We start from the raw sequence: 24188 nt of genomic DNA on the forward strand, positions 1-24188 counted from the left end.
GTTATGCAATATCAGCCTCAGGAATCGCCGATCACTAACACCGCAATTGTTGTTCACCAGAACGTATCGCCAAATGGCGACGGGAACAGTGACGCACTGGTTATTGAAGGTATCGCTGCGCATCCCGATAACAAGATACAGATCATGAACCGAAGCGGAGCTTTGGTATACGAGGCTAAAGGTTATGACAATGCAACAAAATCGTTTGATGGACACTCCAGCACCAACGGTAAATTACAACAGCCCGGTACTTATTTCTACTCTTTGGAATATAAAGACGGAAATGAAACTAAACACAAAACCGGCTTTATTGTACTTAAATATTAGAGCCTAAAGGTCCTTCAGCATAAACGAAAAAGCAAGGGTTGTAGCTCTTGCTTTTTTTGTGTTCTTACCTGTTCTATCGTTGCTCGCTTTAGAAACATTGCCTTGCCAAAACCCACCACAAATTCTTCGTCAAAAACCCAAAAAAATGCCAAAAGAAATTATCTTTATCGCTAAAAATAATGCGCATCGGGAGAATTATTTTTTTCTGCTTTTTTTTAATGCAGGCATTATATGCTGATGCGCAGGTTTTTGACACCCTAAAAAGTATTCCAACAAAAAACCGCGCGTCGCAGGCACTTGCAATTTACAAAGCCAACTATCGCCATATTGATTCGGCAATTGCATTTAAAAAGATCGACGAACTCACAAAGATTGCAGCGGAACTAAACGACAAAGCACTTGCTCTTGCGGTATTTGATTGCAAAGCCGACTATTACTCGGTGAATTATGGCTTTAATCCGCATAGCCTTTATTATTACCAGAAAGCCATTGATCAGGCAATAGCCGAAAGCCTGACGGTTGAAACCGGCATTTACATATTTAAAAAAGGGCAGTATTACAATACGTTTGAAATGTATGTACCTGCCTGCCAGCTGTATTTAAAGGCCTATGACATATTTAAAAGCGCCGGCCCCGAAAACATTCCCGGCTACGCTACCAACCTGAATAGAATAGCTGATTTCTATTATGCGCTGGGTGATCTTGAGTCCTCGAGGCGCTTTTTACTCGAGGCACTTGGCTCGCCGGACATACAGGCGCGCGATCAAATAAATATGATTAACACCGTAGGCCTGATATACCGCAGCACCGGGAAGTATGATAATGCATTGCATTATTTTAACACGGCGCTGCAGCTTGCCAAAAAAAATAAAGATTCGGTATGGGTGGCTATAGCTACCGGCAATATAGGGTCGGTTTATTTTATGCAGAAAAAATATGATATCGCCTTGCCCTATATTAAAACAGATTATGAGCAATCGGTTAAATTTGGTGAAAAGGGTAATGGTGCGATTGCACTTGTCCGAATTGCGACTATTAATGCCGACCGGAAAGATTATACTATTGCATTAGAGCAGATTGACACCGCCGAAAAAATATTCAACATCCACCCTAAAAGTACCCTAAAGTATAGGATAGATATGTACGCGTTGAAAGCTGATATTTTTGAAAAAATGGACAAGCCTGCCGAAGCTCTCCGCTACCGCAAAATTTATGATGCGGCAAGTGACAGCCTGGCCCGAATAAACGATGTGCTGTCGGTTGAGCGTACAAAGCTTAAATGGGAAAATGATAAGCAGCAACTTAAGGTACAACAATTAAGCGCCCGTGCGCGAACCGAGCGGATTAAACGCAACGCGCTTGCAGGGGTATTATTTTTGCTGATAGTTATTTCTTTTTTAATTTATAATCGCCAAAAACTCGTCATCAGACGGGATAAAGCTGTGCTTGAAAAACAGGAAGTAGCCCTGCAGCTGGAAACCTCGCGCGCCGATGCGGAACGCAACAATGCAAAACTGGCCCTTATAGATTTTACCGACCAATTGCGCGTTAAAAACGACATCATTGAAAATTTTAAGGCTGAGCTGGATATGATGCAACGGCAAACCGACCCTTTGTACATGTACCGGGCAAACCAGCTAGCCGATATGATGAATGCCCACATCATGACTGATAAATCGTGGCACGAGTTTAAAACTTTGTTCGAAAAAGTACACCCCAGTTTTTTCAAAATCTTAACCGTCCGTTTTCCCGACCTTACGGAAACCGATATGCGCTTGCTCTCATTGGTAAAACTAAAGCTTAACAATCGCGAAATGGCGGGCATGTTGGGCATTACCATTGAAGGGGTGAAAAAATCAAAACAGCGCCTGAGAAAAAAAATAGGCTTATCAGAAGAAGGTAGCCTGGAAACGCTTATGGCAGAGATATAAAAATGCGGTTGCTTTAATACCGGCCTGAACGCCATTTGTATTTCGTGCCTTCCCCAGCCTTTAATCTCCCTCTCATTTAATACTGAAATTTGTCCACCCAATTGTCCACCCCTTCGGCATCGAAAAAATTGCGGTAACATTTTATTTTCGTTAATCCAAATTAAACCTTTGATAATGAAACCCGTACGTGGGCCGGCTTTTAAACTCATACTTGCAGTGCTGCTATTGGCCGCGTTGATTATTTGTGTGATTATTTATTATAACCGGCGCATCGCAATGATAGAGCATAAGCTAAAGCAAACGTCAGTGTTGATAGACCGCTACAATTTAAAAGGCGATAGCCTCATTATGACCCATACGGCCGGTACTAACACCTACAGGCACAAATTGAAAAAGGTAAATTGACATTGGGTTGGCAGGCGCGGTGCGTAATGTAACGGCGTTAATATCGCCCGTAGATTTAACTCACCTGACTATCGCATCGCCCGGTCACCCTCTATTTTACAAACAAAAAGGGAAAGAAAAGCAAATTTTTCTTCCCCTTTTTGTTTTTCAGCAAGTACTATCCTACAAAACAGTAGCTGCACTTATGCTCCTGCGCACGGCCAACGGCCCACACACCTGATGGGGCCACCATTACACCGGGCAGCAAAGCCTTTAGCCATTCGCTTTTTACTTCGGCAGGGTCGAGGTTCACTTTTTGGGCCATTACCGCGGTCATTACGGTTACGGCAACATCGCACACACAAAACATTACGCCATCGGCCTGTAACTGGTTTATGCCGATCTCAACTTCGCCAATACCTGGTATTTTAAAGTCGCCTTTGGCGGGCTGCCAGTAGGGGTTGCGCTGGGCGATAGCGTTGGTGGTGGGGTCGTCTATTTTAAAAGCGGTACCCAGGTTATATTTTTTCCAAATGCTGCTGTCAAAAGCAAACGGGATGGCGTTATGCCGTAATACCACTACAACACCACAGTCAGACGCGGGCGTACCAGTTTTTGAATTGGTTATCAAAAATACGCGCGGCCAGGCAAAGGGCATCATGCCTTCGGGGTGTGTAGCATCATAAACAATACGGTGCGAGCCTTTTAAGTTGCTAAACCATTCGTCGGGGGTGAGATCGCCGGTAATTTTTTTAGCAGGTGGTGCGGGTGTTTCGGCATTTAAGCCAAGTGGTAGTACCGACGCCATGCCCAACGCAGCTGCGCCGGCGGCGAGTGTGCCGATGAAACCACGGCGGGGCGTAAGGTGTTTGTTGTTGCTTTCCATTTTTGTGAGGTTTTTAGATAAATGATTGGTTACGTTAAAGTTATTTGATTATGATGGGATTTGCAACAGCGCAGGCGGCGGTGCCCTGGTATTATTGAAGATGCCCGGTCGCTTCAAAATGGACACACCCTTGCAGGGGTAATGCTTTTGTTACAATAATACTGTCGACATAAGGCAACCAGCACTCCTTATACACCGTCATACTTGTGAATTTGAACACAAAATTTTATAAAAGAAGATATAACAACACAATGACAACAAAATTATTTGTAAAAAAACTGGCTATCTGCTTGTTTACAATTTGCGCCCTTTATGGATTATCCTCATGCCATAAAAAATATGACAACCCGGCGCCGAAATCCACACCACCGGTTGCCACAGCCAAATGGACAAAACTCAATGCACCAAACAAAGGCATAAATGTGCTCGAACTGGTAAATAACACCATTTACGCCGGCATCGGCAATAATTTGTACATAAGTAACGATGAGGGCGCTACCTGGACATCTTCCGAAATAGGAAAACCCGGCCTGGCTGATGTTACCGCTATTAAAGTGTTCAACAACATTGTTTATGCAGGCACCAACGCCTCTGGTGTGTTTAGCAGCAGCGATGGGGGAAAGACCTGGACAAACAATGGCCCATTCTTTAATACCGGTGTTACTTCGTTTGCCGAACGCAACAATAATTTGTATGCAGCTACCGATGGCGATGGCGTAATGATTTTAAACCAGGCCTCTGCCAAGTGGGAACCATTCAATAATAATCTTCCGCAGATAATTACATCGTACACTGTTTTTAAAATAGTAAATACCAATAATACCCTGGTGGCAGCCGCCGGCGTTAACAGTACTTTTTATCACTACGATTTTACCAACAACCAATGGGTTGAATCGGCGCTGCCGAAATTGGGAAGCTACCTTGTTGACGCGATATACGACAACGGCGCCATTATCGGGATCGGCACTGAACGCAAGATAATCCGCAGCGTGAATAATGGAATCGACTGGACGTACGATACAAAGGATCTACAGGAAACGTTACCCGGTGCATTAAATAACGAAAAAATATACGCCGGGTCGCTAAAATATTATGTATTGATAAATACCATACAAGGTGGCTGGGTTCAGCAAAGAGATAAAACTGCCGCGGTGGGTTCGTCGTGGGCAAATGGGCAGGAGCTATTGTCAAAAATCCAGCTGCATGGAATAGTTGAGCTTGACAATAAACTCTTTTTAGCGACGGATAGCGGGCTTTATGTAAAGAAATTGTAGTGGGTATTCTGCAATTTTAGTACAGGCCTGCGACCTGCGCTGGTGAATTGCGCCCCGTTGGGGCTTCGGAACTATTCTTCAATTCTAAATGACGTATTTTACCAAAGAAATCCAAATCTAGCTAACCAAGACAAAACACCCAGCCCCAAAGGGGCGGCGCCCGTCAGCGCAGGTCGCAGGCCTGCGCTAAACGCGAACGCCCTGACGCACAATTTACCCCACACAAATACATTTTTTCATTAATTTGCCGCCATGGAACCACTGTTGCTTTCACGGCTGCAAGCGCGTAAAATCATTCTCCATGCGGCTGGACTGGCCCGGCATGCCCAGTTCGGTACCGGCCCCGAAGCGGTTTACCGGCTGATAGATCACCTGGGTTTTGTACAGCTTGATACCAACTTTGTTGTGGAGCGGGCCCATCACCACGTGATGGCTGCCCGCGTGCCCGACTATGAGCCCCAATGGCTGGCCGACCTGGTTGAGGACGGCCTGATCTTCGAGTATTATACCTCCGATGCAGGCTACCTCCCCATGCACGATTTCCGCTTTTCGCTGCCCGTAAAGGAAGCTTTTGCGGTGAACAGGGGCACCCCCGCTCCTGCCGAAACCCGGCTGATGAAACAAGTATTGGACCGCGTGGAACGCGAAGGCCCGCTGATGGTAGGCGACTTCGAAAACGACCGCATAGAAGCCAGCGCCGGCTGGTGGGACTGGCGCCCCGCCAAAGTAGCCCTGGAACGCCTGTATTACGACGGTAAACTGATGATAACCCGCACCAAAGGTTTCCAGAAAATATACGACCTGCCTTTGAACCTTGTTCCGAATGAAACGGACTTGACAGTTCCAACGCCCGAAGAATACGCGCGCTTCGTGATCCGGCGTACGCTGGGGGCCCTGGGGATTGCCTATTCCAAAGAAATGGCCTGGCGTGCACGGTACGTAAAGGGCAACCTGGTAAAAAAGGAACTGGAGAAAATGGCCGCCACAGGCGAAGTGCTGACAGTGGCGGTTGAAGGACTGAAAAGCGCCCCGCTTTATATGCTGCCCAACCAGCAAACCGATATTGAATTGACGGGCGATGCGTTTATCCTTTCTCCGTTTGATATCCTGAATGTTTTCAGGCACCGGTTACGCGACTTTTTTGATTTTGATTACCAAATTGAATGTTTTGTGCCTGCCCCCAAGCGTAAATATGGTTATTTCTCGCTGCCCATATTGGTGGGCGATACCTTTGTGGCCCGCATGGATGCCAAAGCCGACAGGAAACAAAAGCTGCTCATCGTGCATAACCTGCATTTTGAGGCGGTGGAACTGAGTGCGGCGATGATCGGGAAAATTGTGGAGGCGCTAAAGGCCTTTGTAAAGTTTAACGGCTGCAGGGATGTAGTGTTTAGTAAGTGTAATGAGGAGGGGTATTTGGTTTTGATCAGGGAGGGATTGAGGTAACAAGCTTATCTAAACGCCTATCGCGGTTCGTGGGCAGCAGTATATCCAAAAAAAATGCTAAAAATAGATCTTTAGTGACGACGATCATTTTTAATTAATTGATACTGAGGTAGCTTTATAATCCTTAAAGTAAATCGGTATGTCGGACTATGAATTTGCTGTAAAATATCTTAAAGCGATCGAAAAGAAATACAACGACTACTTTGAGCGGTCGAAAATTTCTATTGTGGATTGTGTAATTATTGCAGGCAAAAACATCGTTTCTGTCCATGTAGTAAAACCAAACCTGCCATTTGATATCAGGCACGACATCGAAATGATGTTTTGGGCTGATTGATTTGATTGTAACACTGTTTTACGATTTTGCTTCCAGGTTTCCACCATCGGGTATTCAATAACTCCACCTATATTTTTGATATAACCTTTTGATTTTCAATAAATATCCATAGCTTAAAACATTGTTTATAAATGGACCGGAAAGCATTTTTTAAAGCGCTTTATCGGCAATAATTCTGTCAGCACGGTTTTAAAATCGAAATATTAAGTCGAATCGTTAACAATCACAATTATAAAAACAATGAAAACAAACTCAAAACTTAACCTGGTTGCTTTGGCGCTGGTAGCCATTATTGCAGTCGCCTGCAAGGGAAAATCAAGTTCATCAACTTCAAACTCAACGGTTGCCGAATCCCCAAAAGGTAATTCGGTGATGGACTCACTAAGTATCACCGATCCTGACGCGAAAAAAGTATGCGCCTTGTACGATGATGCAATAACGGATTACATGAAGGAATTTAAAGGTTCATTGACCGATACCACAAAAGAAGCTGTGGCAAGAAGGGAAGCGCTGGACAAAAAATGGCGGGACAAAGAAAAAGAAATACAGCCCCAGTTAGAAGCTTTACGCAAAAAAATGATGGTGAGCCCCACCGAAACAGCAAAGTTCGCACAGTTTTCGGCTTATGAGTCGCGCCGTTTGATGAGCGTAGTCGCCGAATACCAAAAATTGATGATGAAAAATATGCAGCAGGCTGTTCCACCAACTAAATAGCCGCGAACTATTCCGTCTTCGCAGGGTCTGTCACAGACGACCCTGCGGTGGATGGATCTTATACTGTACAGTAAGCCCCCAGACTTGGTTCACCGGACTGGTTTTCGGCTCCCACAAAAGTAACGCAAGGGCATCAAAGGGCTCAACTTACACGCAGGCCAGACGTTCCATTTTCCCACGCGGAACACCCCGAACGCTGTGGAACATACTGATTATCAAACACTTCAGTTTTTAGTTAAAATTAACACATTGATTATCAAACAATTAAATAATTTTCGGGAAATTCCTTCCACACTAATCAAGCGTTCCGCCGTTGTTGGTGTTGTCACCATAGGTGTTCGGAAGATTTTTTTGTCATTCTGAACGCAGTGAAGAATCTTCTACGCGCGACATTAACGCGGGACAAGTATAGCGGAGACCTATCAATTGTATAAGATTCTTCACTGCGTTCAGAATGACAAAGGGGCTTTTTTAATCTTCCCAACACCTATGGTCACAAGACCAACCATGGCATCAAAAAGTGCTTACGGGATCGGCACTCTCCTGCGCGTCTTTGCGAGGAATAGCCTGTCCAGACCTATTCACATTTTCATTGATTCTGGCAACCTACTATATGTTGCTTTGCCGCGAATAATGTCAGCAATAGTTTTTCCACGTTCGATCCTTGAACCCCTGTCATTGGTTCCTGCCGTAGTTGCTTTCCTGTAGTTATTTGCAATGGTGTTTTCCAAATAATTCCTGGCATCAACTAAAGAATAAAAAATTTCAAGTTGTTCACCAACTTTTTTGATGTCTAAATCAGCTTTATCTTTGTAAATCGCTCTATGTATTTCTACGATAAGTGTAAACAGATCCGACTTTTTCCACCCTCGAGATTTATCACTCATTCCCAATTTTTCAATTTTAGAGAAGGTATCAACCAATTCAGTTCTAAGATCATCTCCAAACTCAAACTCGTCATTGTATTTAAGCAAGAAACTCTCAATTTCATCATCTCTATTGAAGTAGGTGGATAAAATTGTTACTATCACATTTAAGCAGAACACGACGTCAGACATTCTTCGAACCTCAGTGACCGTAAAAATTCTATTTATTTCAAAAAAGCTATGTTGGGAAATTTCCTCTGCAAAATGTTTGAACGCCCCATCAAAACGGGCATTGTGAATTTCCATAGCATTTAACGAATATTTAGTTGAGTTAATTCTTTTAAAAATTTCCTTAATCTCTTCTATGGTTTTTTGACCAAGATCTCTTATCACTACCTCATATTCAAGAAAAGAAATTTTATCGTCTCGTTCCAGATCATTGTAAAGTTTAAACTGATCTTTTAACTTTATTTCGTCTGATCCAATAAAGTATTGATAAAGTGTTGTCATCCTCTGTTGCCCATCGACCAACATTTCGGTCCCCTCGCCACTGTCGGGATCTACCGTACCAGCTGCGATGTATATTTCAGGGAAGGGATAACCTTCAAGAACTGTTCTAAGAAATTTAAGCTTGTCTTCGTTAGTCCACACAAGCCGCCTCTGAAATTCTGGTCTAGGTATTAAGGCACCAGCTTTTATCTCATTTAACAATACCCTTAACTTCCTATTAGTTGCACTAGTTTTCATACTTTACCAATTTTAGTTTCTCAATGTTATTCAAATGGTACCCCTCTAAAAATTCCCAATCTTTGTATAATGCTCCACTTATTTTATAGCTACCGAACAACCCAGACGACGTTAGCTCTCGAAAATACTCCCACCAATCATTTGCGAGTTCAAATTGATTTGATGGTGGCAGTAAATCAGGCCTTATCCAGCCGATAAAAAGATAATCTTTAAAGCTGTCAAAAGTTTCCCATAAAACTTTTTGTTGAACTAGGTTATAAACGTTTTTCCAAACACTATCAAAAAGTTCAGAAGACACTATTACCACATCAATGTCTGAACTATCGTTAAATCGTCTGAATAGCTTTTTTGGCGACAATGAGAACCCTAGTTTTGCAGATCCAATGATCATCACTTGATCCTTGGCAATTTTAAAATGGGTAGATATGTTCAATTTAAGAGCTTCATATTCTTGATCGGAGACCATGGCACACCCTCCGGAAGTAATCCATTTTTGAACCATTTTTCTGCTGTCAAGAATTCCCAAATCGCTCTTGAATTGTATTAACTTGTCATCAGTCCCCCTTCTTTTCAATTGGCTAAAGTTTAAATTATACAGAAACGAATCTACAATTTATTGTTGAAAATCTGATACAGAATACTATCAGGACGCCCCACTACCGTAGGCCTCCCCGATTGTGGCTCTTAGATAAAAAGGTTAAATCACAGCCATCGAAAGAGCGTTTTAGGTAAATTGGATCTATCTACTAATAAGTTAAATAATAGTTGCAAATATCTAGATCAATAAGTAAATTGACCTTACTCTTTATCACATTATTATCATGGAATTTTCAGGTCATTTTATTGGGAGTCAATCGCATTCATACAACCGCGAAGATGTGGTCAATAGCTTGAAGGACTACTTGGACTTGTACCTTTTACAGAAAATACCAAATGAAACATGCACCGTTGGCGCACCTGATATTATTTTTTATAAAAATTCAGAATTTTGGAACCACCTTGCCGAGGTAAAAAATTATCCTGGTAAAATTGTAAAGTTAAATAGCTTTTCTATACTAGAATGGTTGCCGGCTTCGCCAGGTTTATTTTACACTGAACAAGCAATACACGAAAGAAAAGCCGCCCTTAATCGAAGTAAGTATTATGTTGAATATGAGAAGGCAAGACCCGTCGGAAATAAGTTTGTCGAACTTCATCCTGATGAAAAATTAGGCATGATTCGGGGTGGATTTGGCTCCGTTAGGTTAGCTTCTAAGACTATAAATGGATGCGAAAAATATTTTTTATGTGCATCGTCTACAGGAATCAGCCATGAGGGTATCCCTATTGTAGTAGAAGAACTCATGTACCGCAAGCTGATGGAATTTATCGCTTTGAACGAGTTGCCTGTAATTAACGTCATTGGCAAATTGCGGCTTTTACCAGCTGATAGTTCGCTGTTAAAGATTAGTTACGACTCGTCATTCCCCAAATTTTATCTAGAAGTCCTAGACTTTGAGGTCATAAAAACTCGAAGTAACGATGACGGCATTATTAGCGTAACAATCGCTTACAGCCGAGAGAAAGAATTTAATTGGCAAATGTCTTATTCGTTTTGCACGTTCTCACCGTCACAAAACGATAGTGACTTAAAAGAAGGGGTTAGCTGGCTCAATGATTACGCAGTCAGGTATTCAGGCACTAACGATCCGCTTATACTTGGTGATTTCGATGAGTTTTACGACCATTATCAAAATGTACAGTTTCCACTGAAAGAACTTATGAACGGGAAAGTTTCCGCCGAGTCGTTAAAATCGCTACAAAAATTCTTTCACTTTGAGATTAATAATAACGTATTTGAACACGTGTATAATTCGAAAATAATCAACAACTCAACAGTAAATAACTCGGATATTTAATACGATTTACAATGGCAGAAAGTTTTAAAAACATTAAAGGGTCAATAATTATCAACGATTCAAATTTAACTAACGTCAATTTTAATAAAGCTTGGGAGCAACATGAGGAAAGCATCGATCTCGAAAAGTTGTCTTTGCAGTTGTCAGAGCTTAAAAAGGATCTCCTTCTGCAAGCTAAGAGCGGAGAAGATTATGCAGCTATTGCGAACGTAGCTTCAGCTGAGGAAGCATCGAAGCAAGGAGATGGCTCGAGAACAATGCAATTTTTAGCTAAAGCTGGAAACTGGGCTCTTGATACTGCAACAAAAATCGGCGTAACTTTAGCGGCGGCCGTTTTAAAAGATTCAATCGGTGTAAAATAGAAAACCTTTCAGGCCCAGAATATTCGCTATCCGTAGACTGTCTACGGACGACTATGCTTGTAGTTTGCAACGACAGTACCCCAAAACTTTTTCCCGCTAACAGCTAGCCAACATCATAAAATCAATTCATCACCTATTTTCGTTCATACCAAATACAAGCGGCCTCCGTGTATACGCCTCTATTCTATCCTCGAGACCTTTCACCATTCCTACTGAATACCCCGAAATCTTACTTATCTCTTCTATGGAGGCCGATTCTCTCAGCAATAAGATTGTAATTCCCGTTAGCGCGGCTGTACCCGACGCATGATGCCGGCTCTTTAAAAACTTCTTAAAAATTGGCAGCGATTTGGCGGTGCCAACAAATATTAAGGCATGGAGGATGCTGGCGATATCGTCGTTATGCTGCGTTAATTTTAGCTTATCAAGTAAAAAATCTTCAACGTTATACTCGCTGTTTGTAAGCGCTTCATAAGCCCGTCCGCGAACAAAGCCATTTCTGCTTTCCGTGCATTTAATAATTGGTGTCAGGTCCATGGTAGCGGGCTTGTACAATTTCCCCAGGCAACCTAATATTGTTTCCAGGACATGTTTGTCTTTCTCTATTAAAAGCCTGGGAACCAGGAAGGCCGTTATTTCTAAACTTTTTGTATTAACAGCGAGGCTTGTGAGTATAAAGTAAAGACGGCCTTTAATGTCAATGTCCTGCTCGCTCACTATAGCCGAAAACAATACGTCGCTGAATTCAATGTCTGAGATGACTCTTGCTTCCTCCAATGCCTCGCCGGAAATCGGATAAGTAATTTGTGTAAATCCAAATTCCATGCGTTTTTCCAAAGTGGTACGGTCCAACATTCGTGATACCAGGTCTTTGATATATGAATTCATCGACCCAAATTCTTTCGTGTATTTTTCCGAAGGAGTGCGGTCAAACATTCGTGATACAAGGTTTTTGATGTATGAATTCATTTTTGTGTAGTAAAATACCAAGTGCCCTCAATATAAACATAACATTTATATTCTTCAAAATCCTCCCCGGGTTATTCAGACAGGCCAAAATTGATGGGCTAGTGCCCCGCATGCTAAGCAGCCAATATGCCCGGCTATTTGCTGCCCAAAACATTAAGGTTCGTTGATTGTCCAGTGCAGTCCGCCAGCTGGCGAATCGTTCGCAATAACGTATTTGTGAGAAGGTAGTTATCAATGGCGATTCTCATCATTTTACGGATACTTTTATGGGGGATCCGTCACCAGATAAGCTTCGGGCGAAATCCGAAAACGCTGCCGGCCTGTGCACCGGGCAGGGCATAGGAAATTTTTGCATTGCAGGGTATACGCCGGAAAGGGTAGCCCGGCAAAAACGGCGCAGCCTTCTTGAGCGCCTATAAAAAACAATTAAAACTGCGAAAAACATTCCAGCCCGCAGCGTTTTCGGATTTGTGCGTGGGAGGCCTTGTGCGCAAAGAAGCATTTCTGGTGACTTGATTTTTTGGTTACTTTTGTATCAAGACAAAAGTAACAGCCTCCGCGGCAATTGAGCGGGGTGAACACTAAGTTCTAAGAAGAAACAAAGCTGCGAAGCTACCCGACTGCGTTTACGAACTACTATCCCTGTACTTTGCAAAACAGCACCCCAAAAACTTTTTCCCTTCCCCTAACCCCCTGTAACCTTTCCACTTAACCCAGCGTCTAACTACCAAACCGGATCAGCATAATCAGTCAATAAACCAATGACCTAAACTAATATGCTATGCCCGGTAACCCGCTATAAACCGAAACGTAACCGATAAACTATAACAACAAAGGCATGTATAAAAACTTTATGAAAATTGTGTCGCGCAATTTGTGGCGGTACAAAAGCTACACCATAATAAATATAGTGGGCATGGGCATCGGGATTGCCGCCATGGTTTGGGGCTATCAAACCTATAAATACGCTTTTAGCTTTGATAATTTTCATCACGACCAGGACAACGTTTACCGTGCGCTCACTTATAAAAAAGGCGCCGATGGATTGAAGGGTGTTTTTCCGGCTGCCGCAGTGCGAAAAGCAAAAAACGATTTTGCCGGCATAAAGGAAGCCGTGCGCTTCGACAGCAGGGGCATGAATATAAAGCGTGATACCGGCGAGGCTTTTTCGGAACAAGTGCATTTTACCGACCCGGCATTTTTTAAACTGTTTAATTTCCCTTTAACTTCGGGAGATAACAACCTGGCGGACCGCAGTGCCGTGCTGATTACGGAAACAGTCGCTAAAAAATACTTCGGCAGCGGCAATCCTTTGGGCAAAACGCTCACTTTATATGCCGGGGAAACCTATGCAACGCCGCTCACCGTACGGGGCGTACTCAAGGATGTGCCGCTTAATTCAACCATACGGTTCAGTATTATAACCGGCTTCGATAACGAGCTGACAACTGATGGAAAAAAGATAGCGCCCGATGACTGGGGCCATTATCTCGACGCTGCATATTTCTATATTCCCGGCGCGCATGACGTGGCCCGCCTGGAAAAAGAACTAAACAGGTATTTGCCCATGCAAAACAAAGCCCGCGACGATTCGAAAGTGTCTGCGTTTAAGTTAGTCACCCTGCGGCAAAATGCCGCCTGGAACGATGTTGTTGGCGATAATAATTTATACCGTCGGCCCGATGATGCTGCCACCTATGGCGGCTTCGCATTGGCCTGCCTTATCTTTCTGTCGGCCTGCCTTAACTTTTCAAATACTACCGTCGCCCGTGCCAATAAGCGCCTTAAAGAAATTGGTATGCGTAAAGTAATGGGCAGCACCCATACACAATTAATGGGGCAGTTGCTGATGGAATGTGGCGTGGTTGTAATCGCCGCCATTTTACTTTCTGTTTTATTAAATTTGTGGTGGCTGCCTGCATTCAACCAAATGTTTAACGGGATAAAGGTGACGGCAAATTATTTGCACGATAGCGGCCTGCTGCTGTTTATAAGCTGCATGCTGATTGGCGCCACCGTATTGGCCGGGGCTTATCCCGCCTTTTATTTAAGCCGTTTTAAGCCTGCATCTATTTTCAGGGGGACCGTAAAATTTGGCTCTTCCAATTTATTTTCGCGTTTAATGCTTGGCTTGCAATTAACCATTGCCATAATAACGGTTATCGCGGGCATCGCATTTTCGCGCAACGCAGCATTTCAGCGCGATTACGATTACGGATACACCATCGAAAATACCATGAGTATTTTGTTGAAGGATACCACTACGTATGCGGCCCTAAAAAATGAATTGTCGTCCATACCTGAAGTTACCACGCTGGCCGGAGCCCACAACCATATTGGTTTTAGCAGGCAAAGCGCTATCGCCGAAACAGGCGGCATTAAAAAAGAAATAAGATTTTTGGAAGTGGGCCGGGAATACCCTGCAGCTATGCACCTCAAAATGGCTGCCGGCCGGAGCTTTGACGCAGCCAACCGGTCGGACTATGCAAATGATCTGCTGATATCAGAACAAATGGCTGCAATGTACGGATGGACCCAATCGCAGGCTTTGGGAAAACGGGTGCGTATCAACGGCGTTGATTACTCAGTTATTGGCGTATTAAAAGATTTTCATTCCGAAACCCTGTTCGAACAAACACAGCCTTTGGCTATGAAATGGTGCAAGGAAAGCAAATTCCAGTTCCTGGTTGTACAGTCGAGGCCGCAAGACCTGACGGAAGTATTTGCCAAAGTGAAAGATGCCTGGAAAAAACTGTATCCATTAAAACCATTTGATGGGTTTTACCAGAACCAGCTTAAAGCCGAAGCATACCGTACAACCAACAGCATAGCGGCAATATTTTTCGGGTTTGCCATTGTGAGTATTTTACTCACAGCAACCGGGCTGTTCGCGCTGGTGTCGTTAACTGCGCTAAAGAAGATGAAAGAAATAGCCGTGCGGAAAGTTATGGGCGCCAGGCCCGGCAATATATTGGTGCTGATCAACAAGGGTTATTTCTGGATCTTTATCATATCTGCCGTACTGGGCTGTTACGGCGGCTGGAGCTTCTCAAAATTGCTGCTCGATTCCATTTTCAAAGTAAATTCCGGTGTCGGGGCAAATTCCCTCATCGGTTCTGTAACCGTGCTGTTTATTATTGCGGCAGGCACCTCAGGTATTAAAGTTTGGCAGGCAGTCGGGGCAAATCCTGTAAAGTTGTTGAGGACGGAGTAACATTAGCAACCGGCGTTAGTTGTGAATAAGCGGTTTTTTACGAAAAGCACTGACACTAATTTGTCAGTACTTTTCACGTTTTTAGCGTAGCAGATATGGCAAAAAGTGCATTATTAATGCGGAAACGAACTTTTTAGCAACCCGGGGCGACTTTTTGCTGTTCCACCCTGTTCCTTATGTTTCAGTGTGAACAGGAACAAAAAGACCATGGACACAAAAGTGTGTTAACCAATTATTTCAACGCGTTCATGCACATGTAAGGTATCGAAATATTAATGGCGATATAAAAAGTAAGGGTAATAATAAAAGTTACCCACTTGTTTAAGGTGTTTAGCTGCTGGTTTTTGCGGAACAAAAACTTTATCAGCGTTTCACGCCCCGCAATCAACAGAATGGTTACCAGGCTGATGTCATTTACAATTTCGGCAACTGAAACGCCGTTTACCGGGGGTATGCGCTGCATAATAATATTTAAGGTGGCAGCTGCAAAAAACAAGCTTCCTACTATAACCCGAATTTTGTCGTTCTCGCCCGCAAAAAACGACAAAAAACCGAGCAGGGCCGCTATGTAAAGCGTAATAAATGCCTTTATGTAAATACCCAATCCCCCCCGTTTTATAAACAGTGCAAACCTTAGCTGCGAGTAGGTGTTGCGCTGATTTTTCAACCGGCGCGGATCGCCCAGGGTTGATTTAATGGTATGCGGTTTTGAAAGTATGTAATTTTTATCTTTTTCGAACCCGCTAACTGTTACCCGGCTGCTAACATTCGAGCTGGCTGAATCGGCCACAAATGCCAGCTTGTTAATATGGTAATTAACGCTTTCCATTTGTATCACCAGTTGGTAATTATCAAGCGGGTATTGGGCCACATCAAATAATTTGGTGGTGGCGCCTGCAATATGGAACAGCATATAGGCTGAATCGGCTTTGCTGTTTATGTAAAATGCATGCGTTTCTATGTGGGTGATATTGCCGTCAACAATTTTTACGGGTGCGTTTTGCACAGTAATTGCCCCTTCAACAGTGTCTTTTAAATTGATGAAATTTATTTTTTTAGGGTTCCACTTAAACCATGCATAAAATTCGTAGCCCCATCGCGAGTGTACGATGTCAAAATCTTCAATGCGGTCGAGATATATACCGGCGGTTACCTTTTCGGGTGTCGATTTTTTCACCTCGGCCCAGTCTATTTTTGTCAGGCCGATATCGTTTTTTACCGGGTTTAATTCAGCCTGGTTTTTCTGCCGGTTTTCAACAATAATTCCTTTAATATAATCGTGACAGTAAATAAACAGCGCAATAAGGCATGCAATTTGAAACAAGCCGATCAGGACGGCTTTTCTGATATTGGTTTTGGAGTACACAAACCAAATTTAATTATTTTGCGATAATATGCAAATGCAATTTGGCCGGTGCGCCGTGCTGATTTTATTTCAGATCCGTGGAGTGCAGCAATTTAATTTTCCACTTCCCGCCTTGTTTTACCAGGGCGGCGCTTTCCAGCCATTTCACGGTACGGTGTAATTCGCCAATGGTTACTTCGGCAGTGTTGCAATAAACAACCCAGGCGGCATCACCAATTTCATCGATTTTAACAAAGTCGATTTTATTTACCCGTTTAAAGCTTTTGCCTTTCAGGGGCGCCAGGCCTTTTGTTAGCGAATCGGCATTTAACACCTGGGCGTGTTCAACCAGGGTAAAATCGGTGGCGAGTTCGGCCCTCATCGCGGGGACGTCTAAAGCAGCAATCGCATCAAAAAAACGCATAACAGTGGCCTGTGGCGATGTTGGGGTGACTAAATTTTGTGCAAATGCCGTAAGACTTATTAAGAAGGTTGCAAATACAATGATGAGTGTTTTCATAAAGGGAGTTTGCCGGTTTACGTACCCGGAATACAGATAATAGCGGCAAGTTAAAAAAATAGCACTAACGGGGCAAATTGAGGAAAGACATACTCCCCACCGCATCGCCTTTCTGATTTCGGACTTCCGACTTCACATCCGCTTAAACACCGACATAAATAGCGCTGGGTTGCCGCTGGTATCAAATGCTTCGGGATAGCTGTCGCCTTTCAGGTTGTAGCAAATGGTAAGCTGGTCGTTTTCGTATTTGTAAATGGCGGTAAAATGTTTGCCGGTGTTTACGCCTTCTTTGCCGTAAATATCCATTTTGTTGCTGCCTTCCGTGTAGCGGCAAATGCCTTTGTCAACACTTTCGGCGGTAAAGGTGTAGGTGCTGTCGGCTATAACCAGCTTTTGTGTGCCGAAGGATGCCGGCGGCAAGGTCATTTTGCCCATGGTTTCTTTAACGGGTACCCAGGTACCGTTTAACTTATTAGTTTGCTTTGCGCTGCCAATGTTGAGGATAAGCAGCGAAATAATTGTTATAAGGCGCATATATTTCTGTTTTAAAACTGGTTACACCAATCTAAATTACAAAAAACATAGCAAAGTTTAAAAATGTAAAATCACTTTTACCGGCTATTTTACCGTGAATACTGCGCCATCAGTAAATCCCTTAAAATCGGTGGTTAGCTGCCGCGATACCAGCTGCAGCGAATCATTTTTGCGCCTTACTTCAAGGTAATGGAACATGGGCTTGTAATTGGCCGACAGATCAGGAGTTACGGCATTTGCATAGAGGGGCTGGTGCAAGCCTCCCCCACCGCCTATCACCATAAAAGTTTTGCCCTGCATATTAAACCGTTCGAAGTTATGCGAGTGGCCGCTCAAAAACAGCACACATTTTTTTGAGTTGATAAACGCCGGGATAAAATTTTGCCGCACCTCCATTGATGGCTTTACAACTTTACTGTTAGTATACGGCGAGTGATGGCAGCCCACTATCACAAATTTAATGGCAGCGTCGGCATCCAGCTTTTTGATGGTGGCGCTGTACCAGTTATCCTGCGCCAGTATTTGGGTGGTGGTCATTTTAGCAAAGTTGGAATTAAGCAGCACCACGGCAACAGAGTCGATCACTTCGGTATAACCGGCCGGGTTATACATGGGGAAACGGGTCTGGAAGTTTTTAGTGCCGCGGCCCGCGTTTAACATTACCTCGTGGTTGCCCAGTGTGGCGTATACAGGGATGCAGTCGTCTGTACATTGTTTAAGATAGCTGTCAATCCTTGCCCACTTTTTTGTTTTGTAGCCAAGCGAAACCACATCGCCCAAAATAAACATGCCTGCGGGGCGCAGTGTGTTCACATCCTTAAAAATCATTTCGGTAGCCTTTTGGTTGTGGTTCGATTTAAGGAGCAGCTTTTCAACCCACATAGGTTCCTGCGTGTCGCTGGCAAAGGCTATTACAGGTTGCGTTTGCTGGGCAAACGCCCGGCCTGTAGAAAAAATGAGTGCAAAAATAATGAAGAGCCTGCGCATGAGGTAAATAACGAAAAAATTGACGGAATAGTTTATTGGTCATTAGGTCATTAGGTCATTAGGTCATTAGGTGAAGTTGATGTTGATGTTATTGTTTTATCAAATTTTATATTTTTAGCGATGCACACGGCGACAGGTGCAGCGTCTTTCGGACTTTTCCGACTTTCGGACTTCCGACTTCGGACTTTCCGACTTCTTTACTATCTTGCCCGATTACAAATATCCACATATGCCACAACTTTGCTGTATAGGCCATATCACCAGCGATAAGGTAGTAACCACCCGCAATACCATGCATATGGCTGGTGGCACCGCCTGGTATTTTTCGTGCGCGCTCAGCCGCCTGCCGGTCGACTACCTGCTGGTAACCGCCCTTGCCCCGGCGGAAATGCACTACGTAGCCGATTTGCGCAACAAAGGCATCAGCGTACAGGTGCAGCCCAGCGCCCACACCGTATACTTCGAAAACATATACGCCCAAAACCAGGACGAACGCACCCAAAACGTGCTCGCCACCGCCGATGCGTTTGATATCGAACAATTTGACAATGTTGACGCCGAAATGTATCACTTCGGGCCATTGCTGGCAGCTGATATCAGCACTGAACTGATAAAAACCCTCGCCGGTAAAGGCCGGGTGAGCATTGACGTACAGGGTTACCTGCGCGAGGTTATCAATCAAAAAGTACACCCCACCGATTGGCCCGCCAAAAAGGAAGGTTTGCAATATGCCGATATCGTTAAAGCCGATGTTGCCGAACTGCAGGCCCTAACGCATTGCGATAGCGCCGAAGACGGCGCAAAAATGCTTGCCGGGTGGGGAGTGAAAGAAGTTGTGATAACCAACGGCAGCCATGGGTCGGTAATTTATAGCGACGGGCAGTTTTACACTATCCCGGCTTACCCGCCGGTAAACCTGGTCGACGCTACGGGCTGCGGAGACACTTATATGGCGGGCTACCTTTACCGCCGCCTTAAGGGCGATGATATTCAGCAGGCAGGCGAGTTCGCTGCCGCCATGGCCAGCCTGAAAATGGAATCAGCCGGCGCGTTTTTGGGAACTGAGGACGAAGTTGTTGGAGTTTTGGAATCGAGAATAAGTTAACAGGACATATGGAAGCAAACGGTCAAAAAGTATTCGACGACTATGTTGTTAAACAAGATGAGCAGTTTAGACCTTGCTTAACTGAGCTTCGCCGTATCATACTTAATATAATGCCCGCAGCCGAAGAAAGCTTTAGCTACCAGGCACATTGCTTTAAACACGTTTATATGCTGGTGGGTATTGGCGTTACCAAAGAATTTTGCAGTTTATATACCATGAGCCCTCCCCTGGTAAAAAGCATGAAAGATGAACTTAAAGACTATAAAGCTTCGGGTGCTACCATCCACTTTAAACCTGGCGAGCCCCTGCCCGTTGCCATCATTACCAAAATAGTGCTGGCACGGGCAAAAGAAAATGAACTACTTGCATTAAGTCGCGGGAAAAAATAAAAGCAATTCAATAATGTCAACAGGGTATGCTGATAATAAATTTGCTATAAATCCCAGGCTCCGACTGCACTTCAATTTTCCCGGCCATTTGTGTAATGGCATCTTTAACCAGGTAGAGCCCCAACCCTGTACTTTTTTTATTATTACCCGACATGTAAAATTTATCAAAAATACGTTCCTGGTCCCGTTGCCGTATTCCCAGCCCGTTATCCTCAACCTCAATTATTGCTGTTGCTTCCTGCTGATAGGTTTTCACTTTTACCCACTGTTCGTCTTTTTTTGGATCGCAGTACTTCATCGCGTTAGATACCAGGTTGCTTAATATTACCTGTAGTTTCAGCGCATCGCTATCAATTCTGTTCAGCGTCACTTCTCTATATATCTGGATCTGCTTACTGCCATTTCGATAATGATTCTGTGCTATCACGTCATTAATAATCGACGCCAGGTAACATTCCTTTTTAACAAAGTCGGTATGTTTACTCTGGATAAACAGCATCATTTCATTTATAAAATGGTCCTGCTTTTCAAGACTTTCCTTCATCATCAATATGTACGCTTTAATTTGCTCAATATCCGATTCCTCATCAATCAGGTCTATTAAACCAATAAGCGCAACCAGCGGCGCCCGCAAATCATGTGTTACGTTAAATACAAACTTATCCAGCCCCGCATTAATTACCTGCAGGCTTTCGTTCTGCTCAATTACCTTTTTCTGGGAGTTAGCAAGCTTACTGATCATGATGCCTGCGTATGATAGCGAACTACCTAAAATGACCAGCGTAATAAAAATGTTGGCCAGGAATATATACAAATTTATACTGCGGCAAATTGCGCCAAGGGCATCAGAAAATGCTTTCTCCTTAACCGTCAGCTCTGCCGAAATACCCGTAATTGAAAGAATAAGAGACTTCTTTCTCGCCGCCGGTATTTCACCTTTCATCATCTCAGCATGCGCATGCAAGCCAGTCTGATGCAGTTTATTTACCAAAACATCGCCTTCCTGCCATATCTGGATTACGCTTTTAAAACTGGGCAGATCCTTGAAATTTCTAAAAAGCCAGATCAGGTTGTCAACATCCTCGGGATGATTTTTTCCCCGTAAAAAACCTTCCTCTGCCAACTGGTAGTTATCGATTGATGTAAGTGCCATTCGGGCATCATGATCGCCCTTAGGTACGCTGATCTCCTGCTCAAAAGCAGTGTAATCATCTTTATTCTCCAGGAAAATATAATTGATCAGGTGGGCTGATGCATCTTTTTGCCCCTTGGAATATTGCGACTCGCCGTTGATATAAGCCCTTGCTGCAGATAATGTTTTGATAGTATAAAAATTCATCACTATCATTATAGCCGATGCCACCACCACAATCAGCAGCAAAATAAAGGACGTTTTTTTGAACAACAGCTTCAGACCGGCTACAAACGATTTAGGATTCTCCCTCACAATAAAAAATATTAACTGTTATCAATAGTTTTCTTTAAAATATATTTAAAACAGATTTCAAAAAAACAGCCTATTTAATCTTTAAATGCTTTTATAAACCGGGATATTGAATTGTAAAAAGGGTTAAATAAACCAAACGATTTATAATATTTGCTTTATAAAATTTAATAAGGTTTTAATATTTTATTACGTAAAAGCTAAAACATTAGTTTCGCTTTAGCTAACTAATTTTCAAAATATTAGTTTGCTGTTTGCCAGGGTAGACATCTGAAAAGACAGTAAAATATTCATAAAAAAATTACTGCCCAACTTCTGCCGAATTTCTGGTAAAAACGAACAGGTAAGTATGCAGCAATTAGTTAGCACCCCAAAGGCATGTAACCTCCGGCGCTATAATTTATCATTAAAAACGATGGCCTTTATTTGGTTAAAACCGCGACATCAGGCCCGCTAGCTCGGGTATAAACCACGTTTCCATTATAGGTTACTGAGCTTAACACCAGGAAGGAACAGCAGCCCGGGGTTTTTCCGGTTTTAAATAAAAGTAAATCCTGTGGTTTATCGGCTACCTGCATCGTTACTGTATCAATCGGGCCGCTTGGGGGGACAAAAATATTGAACTTTCTTCCTGCGCTGTCAACTCTCAAAAAAACAGAATCAGGTTTGCCATTTATTATATGCCGTAACTTTAGTTGGCCAATTTTGAACTTAGGCGAAGGAGCAAAAAACAAATCTTCGCCGGTAGTTTTATCAACTATCCTAAAGTTAATATTTGGCAATACCGTGGCAATTGCAGGGCACGGGCCACATTTGTTGGTTGAATTTGAAGTACAGCCCATCAGAAGCACTGAAAGCAGCATGATGCCGGTAATAGAGTGAAACAATGGTTTCATATTTCGCTAATTTAAATTTTCAGTTGGTTAGTTAATAATACGGTCCACCAGGATTAAACGCAACAACCGCAGGCAGATATGTATAAAATTTGTTTGTTTATATCTCCCAATAAACCTTACCTTGTAACAACCTGATTATTATGAAGAGAAAAACTTTTATCCAATTAAGCGCTACCTTAATGGCAACACCACTTGTATCACCATTTAATTCATTAGCTTCCCAACCACGGCTAAAAAACTGGGCTGGTAACCTAACCTTTAGTACGGGCAATGTTTTTTACCCAAAAACGGTTGAAGAAGTACAGGCGCTGGTAAAAAAGCATAACAAGATAAAAGTGCTGGGTACCCGCCACTGTTTTAATAACATTGCAGATAGTACCGACAACTTACTCTCGACAAAGGAACTGAATAAAGTAATTGGTATTAGTGACGATCAAAAAACGGTTACCGTTGAAGGTGGTATAAAATATGGAGAGCTTGCCCCTTACCTGCATCAAAAAGGCTATGCGCTGCATAACTTGGCTTCGTTGCCGCATATTTCTGTAGCAGGGTCAATCACTACCGCCACACATGGTTCCGGCATTAAAAACGGGAACCTGGCAAGCGCTGTTACCGCATTAGAAATTGTAATTGCAGATGGAAGCATCGTTCAGCTTTCAAAAGATACTGACCGTGAAAAGTTCAATGCCGCTGTTGTCGGCTTAGGCGCTTTAGGCGTAATTACCAAAGTAACGCTCCAAATTCAGCCTACTTATATGGTGAGGCAAAATGTTTTTGTTGGCCTGCCCATGGAACAGCTGAGGATCCATTTTGAAAAGATACTATCGGCGGGCTATAGCGTAAGTTTGTTTACCGACTGGCAAAGCAATAACATTAACGAAGTTTGGATAAAAAGCCGCGTTGGGGTTGATAGTGATAAAGTATTGCCCGAGTTTTACGGGGCAAAGGCAGCAACAAAAAACGTGCACCCGATTATTGCCCTCGATGCCAAAAACTGCACCGAACAAATGGGCGTGCCGGGGCCATGGCACGAAAGGCTGCCTCATTTTAAAATGGGCTTTACGCCAAGTAGCGGCAAGGAGCTGCAATCGGAATATTTTGTTCCGTTACATCATGCTCTACAGGCAATCCATGCCATTCACCGTTTGGGCAAACAAATTGGCCCGCACCTGTTTATAACCGAAATACGCACAATAGCAGCCGACGATTTGTGGATGAGCCCCTGCCATAATCAAACATCGGTTACCATTCACTTTACCTGGAAACAGGAAACAGCCGCAGTACTAAAGCTGCTGCCAATAATTGAGCAAGAGCTTGCACCTTTTAACGCAAGACCGCATTGGGGAAAGATATTTACTATAGAGCCAAAAACACTCGAATCACGCTACGAAAAACTGGCTGGCTTTAAAAAGCTTGTAGCCGAATATGACCCACAGGGCAAATTCAGGAATGGCTTTTTAAACCGTAATATTTACGGGTGAGGAAAGAGAAGCAAGACGGCAAGAATCAAGAGTCAAGAAATTAAGGGGTAAGATCAAGAAAGATCGCGTTTATTCAATTCGTGTAATTCGCCTCAATTCGTGAGAATTAGTGCTTCATTAAATTCGTGTAAT

The 24188-nt window shown here is 43.3% G+C and carries 23 protein-coding genes; 13 read left to right on the forward strand and 10 right to left on the reverse strand.

The window, feature by feature from the left end; translation table 11 throughout:
• From Q0R52_RS03070 to Q0R52_RS03080, 3 genes are all read left to right on the forward strand, one after another.
• Positions 1 to 327 (forward strand): gliding motility-associated C-terminal domain-containing protein (locus Q0R52_RS03070; protein ID WP_295792009.1); only part of this gene is annotated, 327 nt, incomplete at its 5' end.
• 218 nt (positions 328 to 545) lie between these two features.
• Positions 546 to 2258 carry a tetratricopeptide repeat protein gene (locus Q0R52_RS03075; RefSeq protein WP_295792013.1) on the forward strand — a complete coding sequence of 571 codons (1713 nt, stop codon included), beginning with the start codon at positions 546 to 548 and terminating at the stop codon, positions 2256 to 2258.
• Positions 2259 to 2432: 174 nt separating this feature from the next.
• Entirely contained in the window at positions 2433 to 2663 is a 231-nt protein-coding gene (locus tag Q0R52_RS03080; RefSeq protein ID WP_295792015.1) for a hypothetical protein, read from the forward strand.
• A 157-nt stretch (positions 2664 to 2820) separates the two neighbouring features.
• Here Q0R52_RS03080 and Q0R52_RS03085 read toward each other — a convergent pair whose 3' ends face one another.
• Positions 2821 to 3528, reverse strand: a complete 708-nt coding sequence (locus Q0R52_RS03085) for a twin-arginine translocation signal domain-containing protein (RefSeq protein WP_295792017.1) — start codon at positions 3526 to 3528, stop codon at positions 2821 to 2823.
• 251 nt (positions 3529 to 3779) lie between these two features.
• Between Q0R52_RS03085 and Q0R52_RS03090 the strand changes: the two genes are divergently transcribed.
• The 4 genes from Q0R52_RS03090 (at position 3780) to Q0R52_RS03105 (ending at position 7299) form a co-directional block, all read left to right on the forward strand.
• Complete coding sequence (locus Q0R52_RS03090; RefSeq protein WP_295792018.1) at positions 3780 to 4802, forward strand: sialidase family protein; 1023 nt, start codon at positions 3780 to 3782, stop codon at positions 4800 to 4802.
• 252 nt (positions 4803 to 5054) lie between these two features.
• On the forward strand, positions 5055 to 6248 hold the full coding sequence (locus Q0R52_RS03095; RefSeq protein WP_295792019.1) for a crosslink repair DNA glycosylase YcaQ family protein: 1194 nt from the start codon (positions 5055 to 5057) through the stop codon (positions 6246 to 6248).
• Between the two features lie 139 nt (positions 6249 to 6387).
• Positions 6388 to 6585, forward strand: a complete 198-nt coding sequence (locus Q0R52_RS03100; RefSeq protein WP_295792020.1) for a hypothetical protein — start codon at positions 6388 to 6390, stop codon at positions 6583 to 6585.
• 240 nt (positions 6586 to 6825) lie between these two features.
• The gene (locus Q0R52_RS03105; RefSeq protein WP_295792022.1) at positions 6826 to 7299 is read left to right on the forward strand and encodes a hypothetical protein; all 474 of its coding nucleotides are present in this window, start codon (positions 6826 to 6828) and stop codon (positions 7297 to 7299) included.
• 581 nt (positions 7300 to 7880) lie between these two features.
• Here the strand turns inward: Q0R52_RS03105 and Q0R52_RS03110 are convergent.
• Positions 7881 to 8912 carry a DUF262 domain-containing protein gene (locus tag Q0R52_RS03110; RefSeq protein ID WP_295792049.1) on the reverse strand — a complete coding sequence of 344 codons (1032 nt, stop codon included), beginning with the start codon at positions 8910 to 8912 and terminating at the stop codon, positions 7881 to 7883.
• Positions 8902 to 9486 (reverse strand): hypothetical protein, encoded by a 585-nt coding sequence (locus tag Q0R52_RS03115; RefSeq protein ID WP_295792051.1) that lies wholly within the window; start codon positions 9484 to 9486, stop codon positions 8902 to 8904. The genes Q0R52_RS03110 and Q0R52_RS03115 overlap by 11 nt, the downstream gene beginning before the upstream one ends.
• 247 nt (positions 9487 to 9733) lie before the next feature.
• On the opposite strand from Q0R52_RS03115, the gene Q0R52_RS03120 reads away from it, so the two are divergent.
• On the forward strand, positions 9734 to 10810 hold the full coding sequence (locus Q0R52_RS03120) for a hypothetical protein (RefSeq protein ID WP_295792052.1): 1077 nt from the start codon (positions 9734 to 9736) through the stop codon (positions 10808 to 10810).
• A gap of 11 nt (positions 10811 to 10821) precedes the next feature.
• Positions 10822 to 11172, forward strand: a complete 351-nt coding sequence (locus tag Q0R52_RS03125; RefSeq protein ID WP_295792053.1) for a hypothetical protein — start codon at positions 10822 to 10824, stop codon at positions 11170 to 11172.
• Between the two features lie 129 nt (positions 11173 to 11301).
• Here Q0R52_RS03125 and Q0R52_RS03130 read toward each other — a convergent pair whose 3' ends face one another.
• Positions 11302 to 12141 carry a hypothetical protein gene (locus Q0R52_RS03130; RefSeq protein WP_295792056.1) on the reverse strand — a complete coding sequence of 280 codons (840 nt, stop codon included), beginning with the start codon at positions 12139 to 12141 and terminating at the stop codon, positions 11302 to 11304.
• 838 nt (positions 12142 to 12979) lie between these two features.
• Here Q0R52_RS03130 and Q0R52_RS03135 point away from each other — a divergent pair.
• Entirely contained in the window at positions 12980 to 15355 is a 2376-nt protein-coding gene (locus Q0R52_RS03135) for an ABC transporter permease (RefSeq protein ID WP_295792057.1), read from the forward strand.
• 232 nt (positions 15356 to 15587) lie between these two features.
• On the opposite strand, the gene Q0R52_RS03140 is transcribed toward Q0R52_RS03135, so the two are convergent.
• From Q0R52_RS03140 to Q0R52_RS03155, 4 genes are all read right to left on the reverse strand, one after another.
• Positions 15588 to 16721 carry a hypothetical protein gene (locus tag Q0R52_RS03140; protein ID WP_295792058.1) on the reverse strand — a complete coding sequence of 378 codons (1134 nt, stop codon included), beginning with the start codon at positions 16719 to 16721 and terminating at the stop codon, positions 15588 to 15590.
• A gap of 64 nt (positions 16722 to 16785) precedes the next feature.
• On the reverse strand, positions 16786 to 17220 hold the full coding sequence (locus Q0R52_RS03145) for a nuclear transport factor 2 family protein (RefSeq protein WP_295792060.1): 435 nt from the start codon (positions 17218 to 17220) through the stop codon (positions 16786 to 16788).
• 132 nt (positions 17221 to 17352) lie between these two features.
• On the reverse strand, positions 17353 to 17754 hold the full coding sequence (locus Q0R52_RS03150; RefSeq protein WP_295792062.1) for a TIGR03067 domain-containing protein: 402 nt from the start codon (positions 17752 to 17754) through the stop codon (positions 17353 to 17355).
• An 84-nt stretch (positions 17755 to 17838) separates the two neighbouring features.
• On the reverse strand, positions 17839 to 18741 hold the full coding sequence (locus Q0R52_RS03155) for a metallophosphoesterase (protein WP_295792064.1): 903 nt from the start codon (positions 18739 to 18741) through the stop codon (positions 17839 to 17841).
• 229 nt (positions 18742 to 18970) lie between these two features.
• Between Q0R52_RS03155 and Q0R52_RS03160 the strand changes: the two genes are divergently transcribed.
• Positions 18971 to 19846, forward strand: coding sequence for a PfkB family carbohydrate kinase (locus Q0R52_RS03160; RefSeq protein ID WP_295792066.1), 876 nt, complete (start codon positions 18971 to 18973; stop codon positions 19844 to 19846).
• An 8-nt stretch (positions 19847 to 19854) separates the two neighbouring features.
• On the forward strand, positions 19855 to 20235 hold the full coding sequence (locus Q0R52_RS03165) for a DUF1801 domain-containing protein (protein WP_295792068.1): 381 nt from the start codon (positions 19855 to 19857) through the stop codon (positions 20233 to 20235).
• Positions 20236 to 20251: 16 nt separating this feature from the next.
• Here Q0R52_RS03165 and Q0R52_RS03170 read toward each other — a convergent pair whose 3' ends face one another.
• Positions 20252 to 21682, reverse strand: coding sequence for a HAMP domain-containing sensor histidine kinase (locus Q0R52_RS03170; RefSeq protein ID WP_295792070.1), 1431 nt, complete (start codon positions 21680 to 21682; stop codon positions 20252 to 20254).
• A 419-nt stretch (positions 21683 to 22101) separates the two neighbouring features.
• Positions 22102 to 22575: a hypothetical protein gene (locus Q0R52_RS03175; RefSeq protein ID WP_295792072.1), complete on the reverse strand. Its 474-nt coding sequence runs from the start codon at positions 22573 to 22575 to the stop codon at positions 22102 to 22104.
• A gap of 140 nt (positions 22576 to 22715) precedes the next feature.
• Between Q0R52_RS03175 and Q0R52_RS03180 the strand changes: the two genes are divergently transcribed.
• Complete coding sequence (locus tag Q0R52_RS03180; protein WP_295792074.1) at positions 22716 to 24056, forward strand: FAD-binding protein; 1341 nt, start codon at positions 22716 to 22718, stop codon at positions 24054 to 24056.
• Positions 24057 to 24188 lie beyond the last annotated feature (132 nt).

It is taken from the genome of Mucilaginibacter sp., from assembly GCF_025359345.1.
Classification (GTDB): domain Bacteria; phylum Bacteroidota; class Bacteroidia; order Sphingobacteriales; family Sphingobacteriaceae; genus Mucilaginibacter.